18 protein-coding genes and 1 riboswitch are annotated in these 20,044 nt (G+C 42.9%); of the genes, 5 read left to right on the top strand and 13 right to left on the bottom strand.

The features are described from left to right. Positions 1–8: 8 nt before the first annotated feature. A complete protein-coding gene (locus LQ226_RS14185) occupies positions 9–2,243 on the bottom strand; it encodes a ribonucleoside-diphosphate reductase subunit alpha (RefSeq protein ID WP_231418612.1) in 2,235 nt (744 codons plus the stop codon). Between the two features lie 146 nt (positions 2,244–2,389). Further along, positions 2,390–2,571: riboswitch (cobalamin riboswitch) on the bottom strand. Between the two features lie 207 nt (positions 2,572–2,778). Here LQ226_RS14185 and LQ226_RS14180 point away from each other — a divergent pair. Next, complete coding sequence (locus LQ226_RS14180; protein ID WP_231418611.1) at positions 2,779–3,060, top strand: cell division protein FtsK; 282 nt, start codon at positions 2,779–2,781, stop codon at positions 3,058–3,060. A gap of 51 nt (positions 3,061–3,111) precedes the next feature. On the opposite strand, the gene LQ226_RS14175 is transcribed toward LQ226_RS14180, so the two are convergent. The 6 genes from LQ226_RS14175 to LQ226_RS14150 form a co-directional block, all read right to left on the bottom strand. Next, complete coding sequence (locus tag LQ226_RS14175) at positions 3,112–4,845, bottom strand: methyl-accepting chemotaxis protein (protein WP_231418610.1); 1,734 nt, start codon at positions 4,843–4,845, stop codon at positions 3,112–3,114. Positions 4,846–5,008: 163 nt separating this feature from the next. Beyond that, positions 5,009–5,710, bottom strand: coding sequence for a hypothetical protein (locus tag LQ226_RS14170; protein WP_231418609.1), 702 nt, complete (start codon positions 5,708–5,710; stop codon positions 5,009–5,011). Positions 5,711–5,849: 139 nt separating this feature from the next. Beyond that, a complete protein-coding gene (gene dat / locus LQ226_RS14165) occupies positions 5,850–6,752 on the bottom strand; it encodes a D-amino-acid transaminase (protein ID WP_231418608.1) in 903 nt (300 codons plus the stop codon). A gap of 831 nt (positions 6,753–7,583) precedes the next feature. Beyond that, positions 7,584–8,894 carry a glycoside hydrolase family 68 protein gene (locus LQ226_RS14160; RefSeq protein ID WP_231418607.1) on the bottom strand — a complete coding sequence of 437 codons (1,311 nt, stop codon included), beginning with the start codon at positions 8,892–8,894 and terminating at the stop codon, positions 7,584–7,586. A 118-nt stretch (positions 8,895–9,012) separates the two neighbouring features. After that, positions 9,013–10,317 carry a glycoside hydrolase family 68 protein gene (locus tag LQ226_RS14155; protein ID WP_231418606.1) on the bottom strand — a complete coding sequence of 435 codons (1,305 nt, stop codon included), beginning with the start codon at positions 10,315–10,317 and terminating at the stop codon, positions 9,013–9,015. A 267-nt stretch (positions 10,318–10,584) separates the two neighbouring features. Continuing rightward, on the bottom strand, positions 10,585–11,343 hold the full coding sequence (locus LQ226_RS14150; RefSeq protein WP_231418605.1) for a C39 family peptidase: 759 nt from the start codon (positions 11,341–11,343) through the stop codon (positions 10,585–10,587). Positions 11,344–11,397: 54 nt separating this feature from the next. Between LQ226_RS14150 and LQ226_RS14145 the strand changes: the two genes are divergently transcribed. The 3 genes from LQ226_RS14145 to LQ226_RS14135 are packed head-to-tail and all read left to right on the top strand — an operon-like array spanning position 11,398 to position 13,508. Further along, the gene (locus LQ226_RS14145) at positions 11,398–12,003 is read left to right on the top strand and encodes a hypothetical protein (protein WP_231418604.1); all 606 of its coding nucleotides are present in this window, start codon (positions 11,398–11,400) and stop codon (positions 12,001–12,003) included. 47 nt (positions 12,004–12,050) lie between these two features. Next, a complete protein-coding gene (locus LQ226_RS14140) occupies positions 12,051–12,710 on the top strand; it encodes a CPBP family intramembrane glutamic endopeptidase (RefSeq protein ID WP_231418603.1) in 660 nt (219 codons plus the stop codon). 15 nt (positions 12,711–12,725) lie between these two features. Next, positions 12,726–13,508: an AAA family ATPase gene (locus tag LQ226_RS14135; RefSeq protein ID WP_231418602.1), complete on the top strand. Its 783-nt coding sequence runs from the start codon at positions 12,726–12,728 to the stop codon at positions 13,506–13,508. A gap of 58 nt (positions 13,509–13,566) precedes the next feature. Here LQ226_RS14135 and LQ226_RS14130 read toward each other — a convergent pair whose 3' ends face one another. The 3 genes from LQ226_RS14130 to LQ226_RS14120 all read right to left on the bottom strand — a co-directional run bounded on the left by LQ226_RS14130 (position 13,567) and on the right by LQ226_RS14120 (position 15,449). Then, positions 13,567–14,121: a nitroreductase family protein gene (locus LQ226_RS14130; RefSeq protein WP_231418601.1), complete on the bottom strand. Its 555-nt coding sequence runs from the start codon at positions 14,119–14,121 to the stop codon at positions 13,567–13,569. 98 nt (positions 14,122–14,219) lie between these two features. Next, on the bottom strand, positions 14,220–14,693 hold the full coding sequence (locus LQ226_RS14125) for a hypothetical protein (RefSeq protein WP_231418600.1): 474 nt from the start codon (positions 14,691–14,693) through the stop codon (positions 14,220–14,222). 60 nt (positions 14,694–14,753) lie between these two features. Beyond that, positions 14,754–15,449 (bottom strand): CPBP family intramembrane glutamic endopeptidase, encoded by a 696-nt coding sequence (locus tag LQ226_RS14120; RefSeq protein ID WP_231418599.1) that lies wholly within the window; start codon positions 15,447–15,449, stop codon positions 14,754–14,756. Between the two features lie 93 nt (positions 15,450–15,542). On the opposite strand from LQ226_RS14120, the gene LQ226_RS14115 reads away from it, so the two are divergent. Then, complete coding sequence (locus LQ226_RS14115) at positions 15,543–16,301, top strand: MerR family transcriptional regulator (RefSeq protein WP_231418598.1); 759 nt, start codon at positions 15,543–15,545, stop codon at positions 16,299–16,301. A 55-nt stretch (positions 16,302–16,356) separates the two neighbouring features. Here LQ226_RS14115 and LQ226_RS14110 read toward each other — a convergent pair whose 3' ends face one another. The 3 genes from LQ226_RS14110 to LQ226_RS14100 form a co-directional block, all read right to left on the bottom strand. After that, on the bottom strand, positions 16,357–17,643 hold the full coding sequence (locus tag LQ226_RS14110) for a hypothetical protein (RefSeq protein WP_231418597.1): 1,287 nt from the start codon (positions 17,641–17,643) through the stop codon (positions 16,357–16,359). Continuing rightward, entirely contained in the window at positions 17,640–18,197 is a 558-nt protein-coding gene (locus LQ226_RS14105) for a sigma-70 family RNA polymerase sigma factor (RefSeq protein ID WP_231418596.1), read from the bottom strand. The genes LQ226_RS14110 and LQ226_RS14105 overlap by 4 nt, the downstream gene beginning before the upstream one ends. A gap of 370 nt (positions 18,198–18,567) precedes the next feature. After that, positions 18,568–19,986, bottom strand: coding sequence for a SpoVR family protein (locus LQ226_RS14100; protein ID WP_231418595.1), 1,419 nt, complete (start codon positions 19,984–19,986; stop codon positions 18,568–18,570). Positions 19,987–20,044 lie beyond the last annotated feature (58 nt).

Here is a 20,044-nt window from a genome sequence, read left to right as displayed (position 1 = left end):
ACTCCCCCTTATGAAGAACAACTTTCACAGTCATCTAGATTTTCCGTGCTGGTCGAACGCATATAATAAGTCGTCTTGCATTTCTCGCGCCAAGCAGTGAGGTGCAAGTCCAACAGCTCTTTCGCTTGAACCGTATTCTTTACATACAGATTAAATGAGATCGATTGATCAATATGACGCTGACGGGCCGCATTTTGACGAATGCTCCATTTCTGATCAATTTCATAAGCTGATTTGTAATACCAGTAAGTGGCCTGGGTTAAGTCCGGTGCTGTTACAGGAATCTTGTAATCTTTCTTTTCTTCCGAATAAAACTTCTGAAAGATCGGATCAATGCTCGCTGTACTACCTGCAATTAAGGAGGTGGATGAGTTCGGTGCAACCGCCATCAAATAGCCATTTCGTACGCCTTTCTTCTCCACTTCCTCTTTAAGAGCCGTCCACTCTTTACTGTTATATCCACGATCCGTAAAGTACTCTCCTGTCTCCCACTTCGATCCTTCAAAATAAGGATAAGCCCCCTTTTCACGCGCTAATTCACTGCTCGCCTGAATCGTGAGGAAAGCGATTTGTTCATACAGTGAATCTGCGTACTCGACAGCCTCATCAGATTCCCAACGAATGCCCTTAACAGCCAGAAGATGATGCCAACCGAATGTACCAAGCCCAATTCCACGATAGCGCTGATTGGTAAGCTGGGCCTGCAGAACAGGGATGTTATTGAGCCCGATCACGTTATCAAGCATCCGCACCTGAATCGGAATTAAACGCCCTAGCGCCTCATTTGGTACAGCTTTTCCAAGGTTGATACTAGAAAGATTACAAACCACAAAGTCCCCAGCATCTTTCACCGTTACAATCTGTCCCTCTTCTGTGTAATGTTCTTTCACTGTAGTTGCACTTTGATTTTGAGTTATTTCCGTACAAAGATTCGTGCAATATACCATTCCTTTATGGCTGTTCGGATTTTTACGATTCACTTCGTCACGGTAAAACATAAACGGTGTGCCGGTTTCAAGCTGAGAAACCATCATCCGCTTCATAATCTCAATGGCTGGAACCTGTTTTTTATCCAAACGGGGCTCATTCACACATGCTGCATACTTCTCTCGAAAGCTACCAGCGCCTACTTCCTCGTCATAGTAGTCTTCTAAACTAAAGCCCATGACCGTTCGCACCTGATGAGGATCAAACAAATACCAGTCTTCCCGCTTCTCTACTGCTTCCATGAACAAATCAGGCAGTGTAACGCCTGTAAACAAATCGTGCGTTCGCTGTCGATCATCTCCGTTATTCAACTTCGCATCAAGAAATGAGAAAATGTCCTGGTGCCAGATATCCAAATAGACAGCTATTGCCCCCTGCCGCTGTCCAAGCTGATCAACACTAACAGCTGTGTTATTCAGTTGCTTCATCCAAGGAATAACACCCGAACTTACCCCTTTAAAGCCTTTAATATCACTTCCTCGTGAGCGAATTTTCCCAAGGTAAACGCCAAGCCCACCTCCGCTTTTCGATAGATTGGCAATGTCTGTGTTGCTATCAAATATCCCCTGTAAGCTGTCATCCACCGTATCAATAAAGCAACTCGACAACTGCCCGTAACTCTTACCCGCATTCGCAAGCGTCGGTGTTGCAACAGTCATATACAAATGACTCAGCGCCCAATAAGCTTCTTTAACAAGTTCAAGACGATGATCCGTACTTTCATCTGCCATCAATGTCATCGCGATGATCATGAATCGCTCCTGAGGAAGTTCATATAAACGCCCTTGATGGTCTTTCGCCAGATACCTATCTGCCAATGTTTTCAATCCAATATAGGTGAAAAATGCATCGCGATCCGGAACAAGTTCCCGACCAAGCTTTTCAATCTCTTCTTGCGAATATTTGGTTACGAGATGATTGCTATAGATCCCCTTTGTATGTAACGTCTCAATAAGGGAATAAAAATCCGGATACGCCTCCTCTTTAGTAAAATGGCGATGAAGAGCTGCTTGTTCATACAAGTATTGAGCATAAATCCGGGCACACACAAATGTCCAATCCGGCTCTTCCTCATCCATTTGATCCAATCCTTTTAAGATCACTTCGTTATAGAGTTGGTGATAGGAATCATAACCTTTTGCTTGAATCAACTGACGCACCATCTGACTGAAATGATCTATATCTAGATGTGGATAATCCTCCTTAACTTGTTCTAATACAGCAAGAACCCCCGTACTTTCTTGAACATCATTCATTGAATAGCCTCCTCTTTAAATAAAAAATCCGCTCCCCTTCCATTCAGGAAGAGAAGCGGATCAAACGACAGGACAACAGGACGAACCAGAGAAAGACTCGTCCAGCTGAGGCTATCGTTTCATCTTCTCAATCCCCGAAGAAAAAGAAACTTTAGCGAGGGCAGGCAGGTCTCCTGACTCGTGTATCCTCCTACTCTGAGACCTTCCCATGCTCTTAGCACAGTGGAATCTCTCATTTCGTCCACACTTACAGTTGCGGGGACAGTTCTGGGTTCTCACCAGATTCCCTTTCAAGCCTTGAATAGGCACCTTGCAACTCGCTCATTTATCAATATGTAGTGTTTTTGACATTTAAATTCTATATATCTTGTGTATATCGTAAAATAATTCATAATGTAAATCAAGTCTTGATGTTTTCTGGAATTCGTAGTATTTACAGCCTTCATTCTTTTACAAACTACCGTCTTTCACATATAATGGGAAAAACTGATGGTAAGGGAGGTCGTTGAATGTGCTTTATAGGCCCAGAAAACCTATGATGGAAGAAGATCTTACTCCGGAGGAACAAGAATACTTAAATAGCATTCCAAAGCAAAATCACCTTGGCATTCTGGCAATGTTTTTCGGAGGCCTCGGATTTGCATTTGGCTCCTTTTATATCTCAATCCCTATTGCGGCATTTCTATATAGCATCATTACATTTCGAACATTTGACCGGAGAAAACATGATAACCCCTGGCCATTCTTTGTTGGCATTACGTTAAGCATGATCGGAATCATCCTTTATCTTGTTCAATATACCCCTACGCTTAGTTGACAAAGAAAAACGCTTAGAATGTTCTAAGCGTTTTTGTATGCTTTCGGCACTTTATAAATGGAATTGATCCACTTCTTCCTGGAGAGCTTGTGTCGCTTCGCTCAATTCTGTAGCAGAAGAAGCCACCATACCAATCGCCTTCTGTTGTTCATCCACAGAAGAGTTCACTTGCTCTGTTGAAGCAGCTGTCTCTTCAGTGATGGCTGTTACACTCTCAACTGCATTATAGAGCGTGTCTTTCGATTGAATAAGTTCATCCATATCTTTAGAAACACCATGAATCGACTTCGTTATGCTCTCGACAGATTCTTGAATGTAGTAAAACGCATCATTTGTATTCGTTACGGCCATATTCTGATCCTCCACTACTTGAGTAGCCTGATCCATTGATTCATTCGCCTGCTGTGTCTGCTGAACAATCATAGAAATCGTCGCACGTACTTCCTGAGTAGCCTCTGAGCTCTGCTCGGCAAGCTTCCTGACTTCTTCAGCTACGACAGCAAATCCTTTCCCGTGTTCTCCTGCACGAGCCGCTTCAATCGATGCATTTAATGCAAGAAGATTGGTTTGCTCAGATATAGCGCTAATACTACCCAGAACAGACTCAATCTCTTTAACATGATTCGTAAGATCTCCCATAACGACTTGAACGCCTGAAATGAGTTCATTCGTTTGTTTTGATTTCTCTTGAAGGACCTCTACACTTTTCACACCTTTTCCATTGGCTTCCTGGGCACCATTAGAACTTTCGAGTATGAAAGCACTTTGGTTGTAAACCGTCTGAATTTGCTCCATTAACTGATTCGTCATATGAAGCGTGCTCTCCAAATCAGAAGCCTGTTGCCCAGCACCACCGGAGATTTCAGAGACCGCTTTAGAGATTTCCTCTCCTGAGGCATTCGTCTCTTCTGACACAGCACTCAAGTTCTGGGAAGTCGCATTAATCGTAGCGGCTGACTGGTGAACAGCTCCAATTAAGGAGCGCAAGTTGTCGACCATTTGATTAATCCCATTTCCTAACTGACCAATTTCATCTTTGCGGTTAAAGACAATTGTTTCTCCAGCTAAATTTCCTTTTGCCACTTCTTCAACTTGACTTGTTAATTGTTTTAGCGGCTTCGCCAAGTGAGCAGAGAGAAGAACGATGATAACGCCTCCGATCAGTAAAGAAATCCCTAATGTAACGAGAAGAATATACAGCAATTGATCTGAAGCTTCATTAAAATCTTTCTCATAAGTAGAGGCGGCAACGACCCACCCCCAATCAGGTTCAAGCTGATTGTATGTAATCTTATCCCCAACCTTGTCGCTATTAGGGAATTCCCAACTATAAGTCGTGAACCCGCCCCCATTTTGAGCGACATCGATTTGCTCTTGGACGAGCAGATTCCCATCTTCATCCTCAGCATCCCACACATTCTCTCCTTCTAATGAGGGATGAGCAATCTCGTCTCCTTCAGGACTATAAACCATAAAGTAGCCGTTCTCCCCAAGATCAACCGGACTTTCAATGGCACGTGCCCCATCCTTTTGTTTCTCCCCAATCAGCAACTCTTTCATTTTCTCTTTGGCTGCTGATTCACTTAAATCTCCTGACTCCACGCCTTCCTGCAGGGCATTCATGGTCTGAATGGCCATTTCCACCCCATTTTTCAAGGTCGTCTTTCCTAACTCATTCATGCTTTCTTTGGAATCAACGTATCCTACTATGCCAATAATCAAACTCGGAATGCAAAGCAACAATAAGGTGACCCCTACCAACTTAGCTCGTATGGACTTTCTCATCTCAATTTCTCCCCTGTAATCTATTTTTACTATCTCTATTTGCAATAATAGTAATATCGGTATAGATCACCCTTAAGTGAAGTAAAGCACTAAATTTTATGATGTAAATATGTTAATGAAGCATAGAAAAACCCATTCTCATTGAGAACAGGTTTGATATTGTCTATTTCCTCTTCTTCTTTAACCAATCTAAACCCAACATAACGACAATTAAAAGCGCAAAACCACCCGTTATAAACTTAATCACCGCACTATCCTGATACAGATAAATCGCGATGTAGCCCCACACAAAAACGAGCGGGAATAGATAATCTTTCTGCAGAAAATGAAAAGCTAGAGCAATAAGCCCCCCGGCCGTCAGCATAATAACAGCCCAGCCTAGCTCCCCAATGGAAAGAATCTCTTCTATCCCATTCCCCTTAATAGCAACAAAGGCCGAAACGATTGTCGCAATGGACGTCCACCCTAAATAGATGGAAAAAGGGATCCGGTACAACGGAGATGATAAACCTAACCCCTGGATAATCGTATACACCACACAAAGTGTCAGAAGGGATAAAGCAATAAACAAAACCGATGGCGTGGTCCCTACCACAACTGATGTCCCCGATAAGATCATACTAATCGGAAACCATAAACCGATCCCCTTTACAACCCTGTCTAACTCCTCATCAGCAAAAAACGATTTAACGATAAACCATAAGAGCAATACGTAAATCAGAATCCAAATGGAAAACGCATACGGTGCCGGCATCACATAAACCTCTTCCGTCATCCCGCCCATGAAATCCGCAATGAAAACAGATGCCACAATCAAATACACAAAACTAGCCAGGTTAAACAACTTAAGCACAATTGCATTCATGATGACCCTCTCCCTCTTAGTAAGATGCACAAAATGGACAACTAGTACATTGTATGTATGGAAGGAGTGGAGCATCCATGTTTTCTCTCCATAAAGATAGAAAAAGGATGACTCCTATGGTTAGGAGTCATCCTTTTTGTTATCCTGACACAGGTCGCTCTTGCGCTGCCTCTGGAAAGATTGATTTAGATTGAGGAATATTTGCATCTTTTTCATACGCTTGTTGTAGTCTTTGAGTGACAGGGCCAGGGTTACCCGATCCTACTGTCACATCATCCACTTTCACAACGGGCATGATCTCAGCCGTACTGCTTGAAATAAACAACTCATCTGCCTCTGCAATATCTTCTAAGCTAAAGGCTGCCTGAATAAACGGAAAGCCAAGCTGTCTTGATAAGGCTTCTACTCTCATGCGTACACACCCGTGTAAAATATTCTCCGTAGCCGGGTGCGTATAGACAATCCCATCTTTTACGAGATACACGTTTGAAGAACTACCTTCTGTAACCTTTTTATTTCGATGCAGAATCGCTTCAAATGCACCTTTTTCAGTCGCTTCTTGCTTAGCCAAGACGTTAGGTAGTAGATTTAAACTTTTAATATAGCAATAATCCCAGCGCACGTCCGGCTGCGTAATGGTAGAAACCCCTTCTTGCAGCGCCTCCATTTTTCTTGGCAGATCCTGAACATACGCATATAAATTCGCTGGTACATCTTTTGGAAAAGCATGATCACGTGGAGCCGAGCCTCGTGTTAGTTGTAAATATACTTTCGCATCACCATCGACACTATTCTTCTCAAGCAATTCATTTAATTTCTCATATGTCTCTTCTTTCGAGAAAGGCATTTTAATCTTAATCGCCTCTGCTGAACGGAACAATCGCTCTACGTGCTCTTTAATTAAGTAATACTGACCACTGTATATCCGAATGACTTCATAAACTCCATCCCCAAACTGCAGACCTCTTTCTTCAAAGGGATAACGAAGCTCATCTTGATTCACAAATCCCTGATCCGTTAACATGTATGGCTTTATACTCATCTTGAACCACCTCATCTCGTTAAGTTGCGTATCTAACGGGACATGACGAAACCGACCTGTCCCTCTAATAAATTTCCGGTTCGATATAGTGTATCAAATTGTCGCAACATTGTGTATAGTTATGCTTTAATTGTTAGGCTTCTGTAATGTTTGAATGCTTATGAATTTTAGGGGCTAGAAAAGTGGCGAAGGGAGAGGGGGGGGGCGTTTGAGGAGGCGCTCTGATCTTGAGTTGCTTTCTCGCTAACTCGAGCCGTTATTTCACAACTTGAGCCGTTAAGCTTAAGCTTGAGCCGCTGCTCTGCATCTTGAGCCGGCGTCCTCAACCTGCGTCACTTTCTACCTCACTTAAGCCATTAAACCTCTACTTAAGTCACTCTCCCCCCACTTGGGCCATTTTCTCTTAACACGAGCCGTTATTTTAACCTACTGAGCCGTTATTTCATTTTTATGAGCCATTTCCTGTTGCTCTTGAGCCGTTAAGCATCAGCTTGAGCCACTGCCCTGCATCTTGAGCCGTCGTCCTCAACCTGAGTCACTTTCTACCTGACTTAAGCCATTAAACCTCTACTTAAGTCACTCTCCCCCCACTTAGGCCATTATCTCTTAACTCGAGCCGTTATTTTAACCTCTTGAGCCGTTATTTCATTTTTTTGAGCCATTCTCTGTTTCTCTTCAGCCGTTAAGCTTAAGCTTGAGCCGCTGCCCTGCATCTTGAGCCGTCCTCCCTCTTCTTGGGCCGTCGCCCCGCTCCACCGCCTCTTGATCCACACCACCCCCACCAAAAAAACCACGAAGCCGAAGCTTCGTGGTTCCTTCACTTATAAAATGTTAATTCACTTTCCCATATTGAAGCTCATTCACAATCCGGGTCTTATTCTTATGAATGGACAGTTTCAATGTAGGCGCGAGGGTTCCACCGAAATGGTCATATTGGAAGTCAACCGGTTGGGCTCCAACTTCTTTTAAGCTTACATCTCCTAGGTCTATATAGTTAACGAAGCTAATGACATTTCCATTCGGAAGAACGATCCAAGAATAAGCTTGGAACGGGTTGTCTTCTGGATTAGCGACCACAAGACCACTCCCGTTTAACGGTTGGTAGTCTCCATATAAGGAATCTGCTGTAAAGCCATATAATCCATCTGGTCCTTCAATACCGGGAGTGAAGGTAAACTTATGACTATCCACAAACAGATAATATTGATTTCCCTTCATCACAAAGTGAGGGCGCTCTAACTGTTGGTTCACACAGTCCGCTTCAAGGACAGGAGGCATGATCTCCCAACTTGTGTAGTCCTCGCTGTCTAATTTCGCCAAACCAACATTTCCATTATAATCGGATGCTACCTCAGAGACTTCAGTTGAGGACTGATACTCTTTATCTCCTATGTTACGGGGCTGACATGTTTGGTCGCTCGCATCTCCTGCAGAATTCCCTTCAAAGGTAATGTATTCTTCTCCTGTTTTAGGGTCCTCAAAGTACCATGGGTCACGGAACGAGTACAAGATACCTCCTTCAGACTGCTCTTCTGTCTGATAATACTCCCCTTGAGGTTCTAAAATAATATCATGGGACCAATCAGAGAACGAGATGCCCTTTTTCGATACGTTCATTTTACCGTTTGCAAGAGCTAAACGCTGTTCATACGTTAACCCTTCTTCACCTTTACGACCTGTGGCTGTGTAGAATAAGTGAATGTTTCCGTTCTCAACCATCGCTGAACCAGCCCATTGCCTGGATCCATATGCTTCTGCTGGGTCAAAGGCTTCACCACCCATTTCCCAGTCCTTGCCATTTTTTGAGTAGAAATAACGGATTGTAGCAATATCATGCCTCTTACCAGGAAGCACGTCATCAGGGGCCGTTAATGCAAAGATCACTTTGTACCCATTCACTTTAGCAACCGAACCATCTTTATTTCTCAGCGGCCATGTGTCCCATACCCAATGGTTCGGCGCCATTTGTTCAATTTCTTCCTTCTCAATCAGCGGCGCCGTATTGCTCGCGTCACGTTCAATCTGACTTGCCTCTTGATGAGACCAAGTTGCAGGACTTTCACTCTTTGGTTCTGCATGTAACATCGTTGCCGGAAGCACACTTGTTATAGCCAAAACCGAAGCCATCAACACCTTTTTCACATTTTTCAACTCCTCTTCTTTAATAAAAGGACAGGTACGCTTTTATGCATGAAAGCACTACCGTGTACCTGTCCCCCTTTACTGCTTCACATCACCAAAATCTGTGCGATAGAAGAAATTATTTAATTTTAGGGAATTTGGATTCGTTAACGATTTTGGTTTCGTCTTTATGAACAGAGAGTTTAAGTGTTGGAGCTAGTGTGCCGCCAAATTTCTGTTCTCCGTCTTCAGTTTTATACTTGTTCACAAAGCTTGATACTTCACCATGCGGAAGAACAACCCAAGAGTATGCTTGTAATGGATCATTCTCTGGGTTTGCAATTACAAGACCAGAGTCGTTTAATGGCTCATAATCTCCGTGGAGTGATTTGCTTGTGAAACCATACAAGCCATCTGGACCAGATACTTGTGGAGCAAAGGTAAACTTATGGGTAATTGTGAATAGGTAATATTGGTTCCCTTTCACCATAAAGTGCGGGCGCTCTAACTGTTGGTTCACACAATCCGCTTCTAAGATCGGCTCTTGTAAATTCCAATCAGAAAGGTCCTCGCCTTTCTTAGCAATACCTACTGCACCGTTATAAAGCGCTGCATCTTCTGGCGCATCATGTTTCTTTTGGAAGGATTTACTTCCGATGTTTTCTGGTTGACACGTCTGTTCTGAGGCCGTACCAGCGGAGTTTCCTTCAAATACTAAGTATTCTTCACCTGACTTTGGATCTTGGAAGAACCAAGGGTCACGGAAGGAATAAATAATCCCTTTTCCTTCAGACTGTTCCAAAGTTTGATAGTGTTCACCGTCTGCTTCAAGTAAGATTTCGTGGTCTCCATTACTTGTCAGTTCAACACCATCTTTATCTGCTTCAATATCAGCGGTTACTCGTGCTAATCGCTGCTCATATGTTTTCGTTTCGTTCGATTTACGACCTGTTGCTGTGTAGAATAAATTAACCTTACCATCATCCATCATAGCTGAACCGGCCCACTGACGAGATCCGAGCGCTTCTTCAGGGTCATAAGCAAGGCCGCCTAGCTCCCAGCTCTTACCGTCTTTGGAGTAGAAATAACGAATTTTCGCAATACCATGACGTTCGCTTGGTGTCACGCCTTCCTTCTCGGCTGTTAAGGAAAAGATCACCTTATACCCATTTACACGTGCCACACTTCCATCGCGATTACGCAGTGGCCATGTATCCCATACATAAAGATCTGGCGCAATATCCTGAATTTCCTCTTCAGAGATTTGAGGCGCCGTGTTGTCCTTTGTACGCTCAATTTTGTCTGCCTGTTCCCAGGACCACAAGGACGTATCTTCGTCCACCTCAGCCTGGACCGTAGTAGATAATGAGCCCGCTACCAATGTTGCAGTAAGGGCGGTGGTCACCACTGCTTTACGTTTCAAGATTGATAAAAAGTTCTTCATTTCTCTCCTCCTTAAAAATTTTGATATGAGGATTCCCTCACACTCTCTCACTTACCTTTTCTTCCACAGCCAGAAACTGATCGTATTACCTCATTTATGCAGTGGTAAATAGTTCATGATGATTATCCTTTTTCTCCCTCAAACTCGTTATTGAGAAGCGTTTTTTTATTAGTAAATTTTCAAACCTAAGTCTTTCTGTTCAATGAATACACAAGTTTATACACACAACAAAAAACACCCCATCGCTAAGGACAGAGTGTGTACCATCTATCGAACTCCAAAAGACGCTAACCAAAACTGCAACACTTCTGGATTCCCATCAATTACGGTTATGGCCTGGGCCCCCATTTGTTTCCACCCTTTCTCAAAAGAAGAGCGGAGCAAGCGCCGGTTCTGTTCGCCTGTTAAAGGGTCATTTACGTATATATATAACTCATCATAACCCGTAATAACGACGGAATGCTCACGGTATGTTACTCGAATAGACCCACTTGAGGTATGCCACGTCACCCACTGTTTAGGTGGAAGGGTATTAAAATGGGAATTCTGAATGACCCATACCGGGTTTCCTTCCGCTACTTCATGAAGGATTTGATCAAACGATTCTCCTGTTAAATCAATGGCTCGGTCCCCCACGTAAGAAACCGCCAGTTCATGGATCGGTTTATGATAAACTCCTAAGCCTGGGTTTTTGTACGAGTACATATCTCCCACGAATCCCTCATTTGGGTCACCAAAGTAGACCTTCCCGCCTTTTACTTCATAAGGGGTAGGGTTCTTTTTTACTTCTTTTGCAAGGTCCATTTTCGTTACACGTATCCCTTTAGCCTGAAGGAGCATCGCAAGACTCGTCACTTCGCATCCCCTAGGGAGTTCCGGCATCTGCCTGATAACTGGGATATTCATTCGATAGGCATCAGGAATCGCTTTGGTTGCATTAGATGGAGATGCCCCCTTCACATTCCCCATCTGAGACATGCAAGAGATGAACAGACCGATAAAAACCAATATGAACAATTTCTTCATTCTTTCACCTTCTTCAAGAATCAAAGGTTATTGTGACCGATTTTGAACCAAAATATGAAGAAGGAAATCACGCAAGAGGGAGATAAGGCGATGCGAAAAAAGAAACATTACCTGGACCAGTTCTACACCGTCGACAAAGAAACCGGCGATTTTCTTATTGAAATTAAGCTGAAAGAATACGATGATATCTTTAATAACTGGGATTCCTCTTTATACAACGTCAGAGACCTCGATAGCAGTCTGAAGTCCTTTATCTCAGACTGTTCACAGGACATCGATTTAAACCGAAACGTGGGGCTTCGTTTCCATTTATCTAAGGAAGAGCCTGATCACGAGAAAGAAGAAACGATTCTTGAGGGCATTCATAATTATTACGAATACTTACTCTTTGTCGAGCAAAAACAGCTCGCCTCTAAGCGGCGTCAGGCCTTTTTGTTTATCCTGATTTCAAGCTTATTTATACTCGGTTCCTTTTATTTAAGAAACGCAACAGGCCTTGCTTTGTTTCAGCATTTCCTTCTTGAAAGCATAACGGTTGGGAGCTGGATTTTTATGTGGGAGGCCTTCTATATGTTATTTATCAATAGTCGAGATGAACTGAGAAAACAGAAAGAATACAAGCGATTAGTGAGGGCCCCGGTTTTTTATTCATATAAGTAAAATGGAATTTTTTGTTATACTAAAAGCGTAGGATTGGAGGGAATAGGATGCGGTTTATTTTGTATTACGGGCCTTCGGTGATGATTTTTATTGGGTTACAAGTCTTTAGTAGCGTCCCTCTCACCTTTTGGCTTTTTTATAGTTGGTTATGTCTCGTTCCGTTGATTGATGGACTGATCATACAACGAAAGACATGGCGTGAAACGCTTAACTGGATTTGCTTCCATAAGCCGCACCACTCCATAAAGCTCGGCCTCATTAGTGGCGTAATCGCTTTTGTTTCCATCTTAGGCGGCGTGGCCGTTCTTCATGATTTGATTATTAATAAAGAGAAAGCGATACCGCTTCTAGAAGAGTGGGGAATTACAGGAAAGGGTATTATCATAATGGTCCTCGTCCTTGTTATCATCAACCCTATACTTGAGGAAACGTATTGGCGTGGGTATATGCATACGAAGATTGTGGAGCGAAAAGGGCTTCGACGAGCTATTTTCATTACGGCGTTTTTCTATTCTCTTTACCATCTCCTTTCTCTCGTACCGATCTTTGAATGGCCTGTAAACGTACTCTTTGTCATCCCTGTTTTCGTCGCAGGGTTATTCTGGGGTTGGATGAGGCACAAGTACAACACAATGATCGGAACCATGGTCAGCCACTCGCTGGCTGATATAGGAATTGTTTGCGTCTATTTCTTCTTCATTCGATAAAAAAGGAGTGAGCGTATGACTCAAATAAAGTCTGTGGAACTTCCAAGGAAAGATAGGAAAAATGAGTTTCCTTTTACCCTCCCTTTCATTCAGTCATTTGACCACCTCACGTTCAGCAAACCCATCACCATTCTTGTTGGGGAGAACGGAACAGGTAAATCCACCTTCTTAGAAGCGCTGGCGACAAATGCAGGAAGTATTCTAATTGGTGGGGAATCCATTGATTACGAACCTTCCCTTGATCCTGTCAGGCCATTAGGAGATGCGTTAAACGTTACGTGGAAAGTCCGAACGAAGAAAGGCCTCTTCTTCCGTGCAGAAGACTTCATTTCATTTACCACGCGAATAGCAGAAGCAAGAGAAGAGTCACAAGAAAAGCTTCGTGATATTAAAGAAAAAGACCCTCATTCTTTAGAAGCTCTTCCTTACGCCCGTACTGTCCATGAGCTTAAACAGTTGTACGGAGATGGCCTAGAGGTTCGGTCCCACGGAGAAAGCTTTCTCGACCTCTTTCAAGCCAGGTTCAAACCAGGTGGTGTCTACATATTAGATGAGCCAGAGGCCCCGCTGTCACCATTAAAACAACTATCCCTGATCTCAATGATTAAAGACATGGTGAAAAAAGATGCCCAATTTATCATCGCCACCCATTCACCGATCCTCATGGCCCTGCCTGACGCTGACATCTATCAAATTGAAGAAGGTAGTCTCAAAAAGATCGCATTTGAGGATAGTGAGCATGTTAAATTAACCAAAGACTTTCTCGAGCAACCAGAACGTTACCTGCGCCATTTGTAATTATATAAAAAAAGGCTACCACGCTCTTTAACGGGGTAGCCTTCTTTAGTTTCTAGTCTTATTTATTCGGTAAACCAAAACTGATCTTGGACTGGAGTGGCTCTCGTTCTTTCATCTTCGGAACAACAGCAGGATAACCGATGTGGAGGAGTCCTACTAATTCTTCGTTCTCCCCTACACCCAGAAGATCGATCATTTCTTGATCCTTCATGAATCCAGGTGTTTTCCAAACAACGCCAATTCCTTTCTCCCACAGAAGTAAGGAGAAGTTCTGAATTAAACTTGAGACAGCTCCGAAGTCATCCCGGTAAACTTTTTCTTTCTCGTCGACATTGATCACAACAGCCAGCATATGGGACGGTGCATCTTCTGCAATAGGCTCCTTTTCCGGAACGGGTTTTCCTTTCTTAAGAGCCTTTTTACTCTTAATCAGATGTTGCAACGGAACCTGATCCTGACGATCCAATAAGACGAAACGCCATGGCTGTGTCATTTTATGATTTGGTGCGTAAAGGGCTAATTGCAATAACTCTTCTATTGTAGAAACCTCTACTTCCTCTTTCGTAAAAGAGCGAACAGACCTTCTAGTTGTAATGGCTTCTCTTAGTTCCATAGTAACCTCTCCCTAGCTTAATTGAAAAACGTTCTCATCTATCCTTTATTATACACGCTTCTCGTTCCAGGTCAATGATAACCGTTATCAATTATAAACTAGTTCGATCCTTTCTCATCTATAGGCTGCAGTTTAAACCCATATGTAACAGTCCCATCTCCAAATTCAGCAATCACCTCATACGTTATAGCAGTTCCCTGTTCCGGAACGTTCAGTGGAAGCTCTACTGGGACAGATTCCCCGCTCGTTTTTCGTTCGTTCACTTCAAATGAGGTCGGCTCTTGGCTAAACTGAAACTCGACAGGGGCTTTCTCCTGTACCCTTTCGCCCGTCTGCTCTCTTAGCAATTCTTCAGGCGGCGCGCCAGAAGCATCCACGCCCTTTCCTTCCGCACTCCAGCTATAACTCCCTCTTACAGCACGGATCTCTTTCTCCTCAACCTCAACAGTTAAACGGGGCGGTTCGAGGTCAGGGGTAGATGTTCCACTTGATTGTCCTTCTTCATTTCGATCAGCACATCCAACGAGCCCGGCCATCAATAAACATGCTAGTAAAAAGATCAGTTCTTTCACCTTTCCTCCCCTCCTTTCTTTCCTCATCAGTCGTATTATTCAGTTAAAAGTTTCAAAGCATTAGGCGAATGCCGTAACAATCACAGCGATTCCATTAAAGGTTCCATGAATGATCATAGATGGAACAACCGATCCAGACTTCTCATACGCCCAAGCAAACAAGAGCCCACCAATAAAAGTGACAGGAAGAGTGTTATAAGTAGGAATATGGACAAGCATAAAGATAACTGAACTCAAGACAAGACCTGCTCCCACTCCCCATTTCAATCGAAACCACTTGTACAGAAACCCTCTGTAAAAGATTTCTTCATAAACGGGCGAAATGACAGCAGCAGATAAAAACCCCGTCAGAAAGGTAAGCCAGGTGACATTCTCTTTCAGTGATTCAGACTTCTTATTAGCTACTCCCACTTGAAAAAAGTCCATTAAAATAAGTAAAAGAATACTAGCTATGATATAAACAATGGTCCACATCACGATCCATTTCCAATAGTTCACCGAGAACCTTCGAACCCCTACGTCCCTCCACTGATATCCAAATGGACGTAAAGCTATATAATAAACGCCTCCCAAAAATACAATGGCCATAACCAAACCGGTCAGCGTACCAGCATAGAGCTCATTCCCAAACCATTGATAGAGCGCACTTTTCAATACCCCCTCAATGAATATAGGCACCATAACAAACGTAAGGACCAATGCTTGGATCAGTTCACGATACGTCCACTTTACAGGTTCACGAAAGAATTCGTTCAATTCATACCCCTCCATTTTATGTATATGTTACTTTTAATGGTAGAGGGTTACGTTACGTAACGTGCAAGCACTTTTTTTAGGAGGAATGAATTTATGGAGTATTTTTCAACGGGAGAGGTGAGCAAGAAACTGAACGTCTCTCTTCGCACCCTTCGCTATTACGATCAAATTGACCTGGTCCCACCGACACGTAAAGAAGATAACGGAAAACGTTATTACACAAAAGAGGATATCGTCGAGCTTGAGAAGGTTCTCCTTTTAAGAACAGCTTCGATATCGCTTAGTGATATTCAGAACATTCTTCAACACATGACGATCAAGAAAACCCTTGCCATACATCACAAGCAACTTCAATCAGAGATCGAGCACCTTCAGCAATCCCTTCAATTTACCAATGAGCTGTGGAACACTTTAGAATTAGAAGGAGAAGTCCAATGGAATCATCTGCTCCCCCTCTTCTCCAAAGAACATCAAGCCATGCAAGAAGAACAAAAAAAAGAATGGATGGACCAATTATTCACCGAGGAAGAACAAGACTCCCTCAATGACCAACTCCCTAAAATGAATAGCGACTCTCCTGACACAACAAAGTGGATCAATCTCATCAAACGAATCGAGATCTGCCTGGATGAGCAGAAATCCCCTCAATCCAAATCAGGCCAATTAATCGCACAGGATACCTTGCTCCTCTCAGAAGAAACATTTAATGGAGATGAGCAGTTAGCCCATAAATTCTTTGAAGCCCGTAAATCCCAAACCATCTCCTCTTCCCTAAACTTGTACCCTGTTCACCCGGACGTTCTATCCTTTCTTGAAGCCGCTATCACCTATTATGAAACGAATAGCCAGTGACTCTTCCTACCAAAAACCACGCAAAAGCACAGGCTTTTGCGTGGTTCCTTCTTACCTATTTTTCTTCCCAATTCTTTAGGAATTCATCTACTTCTTTCTCATCTTTCGTTCGTAAAACAACTTCCCCTTCATCATTAAGAAGAAGGACTTCCCCGTGAGTTTTCAAATCAAAACCAACTAACACTTCTAGGTGCTCATAATATTCGGCATCGCCAGGGCCTTTGTAAGTAGCGACTGTTGAGGTTTCAGATAAAGATAACCCACGATGATTTTTAAAGACCCGTTCAATATCTAACCCATTCTCCGGCCCTTTTACGTAAATCGCACTAAAGGTGTTCTCTTCAATAGGTTTATAGGAATCTAAAATCTCCTTTTTAAGCTTATCCGTACTTACTTCAATCACACTAATTTGGTTACTGTCTGATTGATATTTTATAAGCATCTGACCAAATTGATCTATTACGCATGTGTCTTGTTCACTGCAGGTGACTTGTTGCGTATGATCAGGCTCCCCATAAAGTTTATGAGCTTCTTCCATGGTTTCAGGCAGATCCGTTTCGCTCATGTATGAAACTTCGAATTCAAGCCCCCTGACCCTACTATCCTCGTCCAGCATCACACTTAGCACAAACTTCCCATTCTCCTTATAGTAGGCCGCCGGCATAGCTCGAGCTGACTTTGGACTATAAAAATGGGCCTCCCCTTTTTCTTCCAATACATGTTCAAAAGAATCCCCTAAGGAAAGACCACTTAGCTCATAGTCTCCCTTAGTCACTTCAACTTCAGGCGACTGATACAAACGAGGAAGAAAGTCTTTCAAGTCCTCTAATTGGTCCGTACGATAAATAAGCTGATTGTTTTCCGTATCAAATACATAAGCAACCGGGAAATACATTCCCTCTGGCAATGGATCGCTTGCAAGCAATCGCCTAGCCTCCATCGATTCATCCGCAAGTACGCGCGTTTCCTTCATATAGGTTTCCATCGGCTGCTTATTATAGAGGTGTTGCCACTCTTTGTTTTCTAACTCTCCTTTGTCATGGATGACGACCATTTCATAGCGGTGTTCTTCAATATCTTGTTCTTGGGTGCTCCCTGACTGATCGCCCCCTGTTAAATTGAAGTTCCCCGTACCCATATAAACCACAAACAACATGAGAGCTGCTAAGCCCACAAGACTCGCCCCAATTTGCCCGAAACGCTTTGTACCATTCATCAAGAAACTCTTCTTCTTACGGTTCATGACATACTGCTTTGTTTTGGTTTCATCTGCATCAATATCTTTTAAGGAAGTTTCCTTCATCGATTTCCTAAGGTTCTTTAGCTTATCATCAACGCTCATTCCGATCCCTCCTCGTACATGGATTTAAGCATAGCGCGACCACGCTTCAGACGTGTTTTTACCGTATTTACCTTCGCACCTAATACATCAGCAATCTCTTGTATCTTCATCTCTTCAAAGTAATGCATAAAGATCACTTCCTTAAACTTAGTAGGCAGCGACAGCACACGCTCTGATAAGAGTTGATCTTCCATTGTCTGAAAGGCGATCGACTCTGGGTGAGCCTCTTCAATGACAAGGTTCTCTTGCTTTTGATTCTCAAACGTTAAGAAAGCTCTGATTTTCTTCTTCCTCAAGCAATCTTTACATTTATTCACCGTAATCCGGTATAACCACGTCCGTATACTGGAATCATGCCGAAATGTATCAATTTTGTGGTAGCACGTAAGAAACACATCCTGGGTAATCTCTTCGGCTAATGAATAGTCTTTTACGTAAGAATAGGCAAGCCAGAGAATCTGTTGGTTGTATTGGTCGATCATTCTTTCAATAAATTCTTCTCTCATCGCTTCATCTCGGATCATTTCCTTGACCTCTCCATTCGTAAGTTCCAAGGTTACCATTCCCCTCCCTTTTCACTACCTTTGACGCAAAGATTGGAAAAAGGTTCCCGTATGTATAAAATAAATTTTAAATGGTTATTCAAGAAAATGGCAGGATTTTTGGGAATGTTTCTGTTTGCTTTAGGTAAGCGTAAGGTGGTCCTGGAAACCACTCACTTTCCTATGAGGAGCTGGTGAGTCTCGCAGTTTCCAGGCCCACCTTTTCCATATTGGAAGAAACGGAGACAATCCATTTTTTAATACACACAGAAGAATCCTAACTTCCACAACACTTAAGTACTGGATCGAGAGAAAGATTAGGGTTAGATTTAAAAATGATTACATAACAAAAAGAGACCGTGTGTGACGGTCTCTTAAGATATTAAGATATAAATTTCCGGCCAACCTTCTTCCCTTCATACGTAAACAACACGTTTCGTCCCTCTACAAGCGTCTCCATATGAACCGTTCGGCCCCATAATTGATATAAGTATGGAAGTACGCGCTCAAGGTAAGTCAGGTCGAGCTCTACATCTTCAAAGTGATGTTTCAAATACAATTCACCATTTCGTAAATAATCTCCGTCTTGTACGGTGATGTAAGGAAAACCTCCGTTTACACGCATGGTGACGAGCTGATCCCGTACCGCTTGATAATCTTTGTCCGTGATTTTATAATCCCGCCCCTGCTTTTGGAACAAATACAGGTCTTCTTTAAAGCAAAGATCTTTCGTTAAATAGTTTCGGATGAAAGAAATATCAGACTCAATCTCGCGCACTTCAAACATTTTCTCCCGACCAGACCCTGGCTTAACGCCATTTAGCTTCATCTCTTCTGTCGGATTATTGTAGCGCTCCTCTATATCTTCAAACACTTTAAGGCCCAAATAGTACGGATTAATTTGCGTTCTGGACGGCTGCACAACTCCAGCATTCAGCTTAGCAAATTCAATCGCCTCATCACTCGTTAAATCCATTTCCCGTAAAATCCGCGCATGCCAGAAGGAAGCCCAGCCTTCGTTCATGATCTTCGTCTCGAGTTGTGGCCAGAAATAAAGCATTTCCTCACGCATCATCGTTAAGATATCACGTTGCCATGGCTCAAGCTCCCGGCTATGTGCCTCAATAAACAGCAATATATCTTTCTCAGGGCGAGGCGGGAATTTCTTACGCTTCTTCTTCATCGGCTCTTCCTTCTTCTTCGCTTCATCAAGTGACCACAGATCATCATATGGCGTGGCACGAGGTGTCTCTTCCTCTTCTTCCTCCAGGTCTTCAAGGGACCAAGCTAACTTTGGTCTGAGAAGAGACGGATCGATGTGCTCCTGAATAGACAATACCGCATCAATGAATTCCTCGACGTTTTTACGCCCATGAACCTTCTCATAGTAAGCCACTCGTTCAGCCGTTGCCGACATCTTCTCGACCATGTCCCGATTCGTATTTTGGAAACGTACATTATTCTTAAAGAAATCACAATGCGCCAGTACATGAGCGACGATCAGCTTGTTCTGCACTAAGCTATTCGTATTCAATAAGAACGCATAGCACGGATCGGAGTTGATCACAAGTTCATAGATCTTACTTAATCCTAAGTCGTAATGGAGTTTCATTTTATGGTACTGTTTCCCAAAGCTCCAGTGAGAGAAACGTGTCGGCATCCCGTATGCCCCAAACGTATAAATAATATCAGCCGGACAGATTTCATAACGCATCGGATAAAAATCAAGCCCAAATCCTTCAGCGATCTCCGTAATTTCATCGATTGCGTATTCAAGCTGTTTATTATATTCACTACTCACATCGATCTCCCCTTCATACAAGTCTTATAACAATTGTATGAAGGAGGTTGTTTAGGAA

Origin of the sequence: Pontibacillus sp. HN14 (genome assembly GCF_021129245.1) — a bacterium.
In the GTDB taxonomy this organism is placed as follows: domain Bacteria; phylum Bacillota; class Bacilli; order Bacillales; family BH030062; genus Pontibacillus.
Note: the sequence above shows the minus strand (reverse complement) of the source record. Positions and strands in the feature narration are given on the sequence as shown.

Bases quoted from the DNA above. Each gene is read 5' to 3' on its own strand.
- LQ226_RS14185 (WP_231418612.1), bottom strand. From the start codon at position 2,243: ATGAATGATGTTCAAGAAAGTACGGGGGTTCTTGCTGTATTAGAACAA.
- LQ226_RS14180 (WP_231418611.1), top strand. From the start codon at position 2,779: ATGATGGAAGAAGATCTTACTCCGGAGGAACAAGAATACTTAAATAGC.
- LQ226_RS14175 (WP_231418610.1), bottom strand. From the start codon at position 4,845: ATGAGAAAGTCCATACGAGCTAAGTTGGTAGGGGTCACCTTATTGTTG.
- LQ226_RS14170 (WP_231418609.1), bottom strand. From the start codon at position 5,710: ATGAATGCAATTGTGCTTAAGTTGTTTAACCTGGCTAGTTTTGTGTAT.
- dat (WP_231418608.1), bottom strand. From the start codon at position 6,752: ATGAGTATAAAGCCATACATGTTAACGGATCAGGGATTTGTGAATCAA.
- LQ226_RS14155 (WP_231418606.1), bottom strand. From the start codon at position 10,317: ATGAAGAACTTTTTATCAATCTTGAAACGTAAAGCAGTGGTGACCACC.
- LQ226_RS14150 (WP_231418605.1), bottom strand. From the start codon at position 11,343: ATGAAGAAATTGTTCATATTGGTTTTTATCGGTCTGTTCATCTCTTGC.
- LQ226_RS14145 (WP_231418604.1), top strand. From the start codon at position 11,398: ATGAAGAAGGAAATCACGCAAGAGGGAGATAAGGCGATGCGAAAAAAG.
- LQ226_RS14140 (WP_231418603.1), top strand. From the start codon at position 12,051: ATGCGGTTTATTTTGTATTACGGGCCTTCGGTGATGATTTTTATTGGG.
- LQ226_RS14135 (WP_231418602.1), top strand. From the start codon at position 12,726: ATGACTCAAATAAAGTCTGTGGAACTTCCAAGGAAAGATAGGAAAAAT.
- LQ226_RS14130 (WP_231418601.1), bottom strand. From the start codon at position 14,121: ATGGAACTAAGAGAAGCCATTACAACTAGAAGGTCTGTTCGCTCTTTT.
- LQ226_RS14115 (WP_231418598.1), top strand. From the start codon at position 15,543: ATGGAGTATTTTTCAACGGGAGAGGTGAGCAAGAAACTGAACGTCTCT.
- LQ226_RS14110 (WP_231418597.1), bottom strand. From the start codon at position 17,643: ATGAGCGTTGATGATAAGCTAAAGAACCTTAGGAAATCGATGAAGGAA.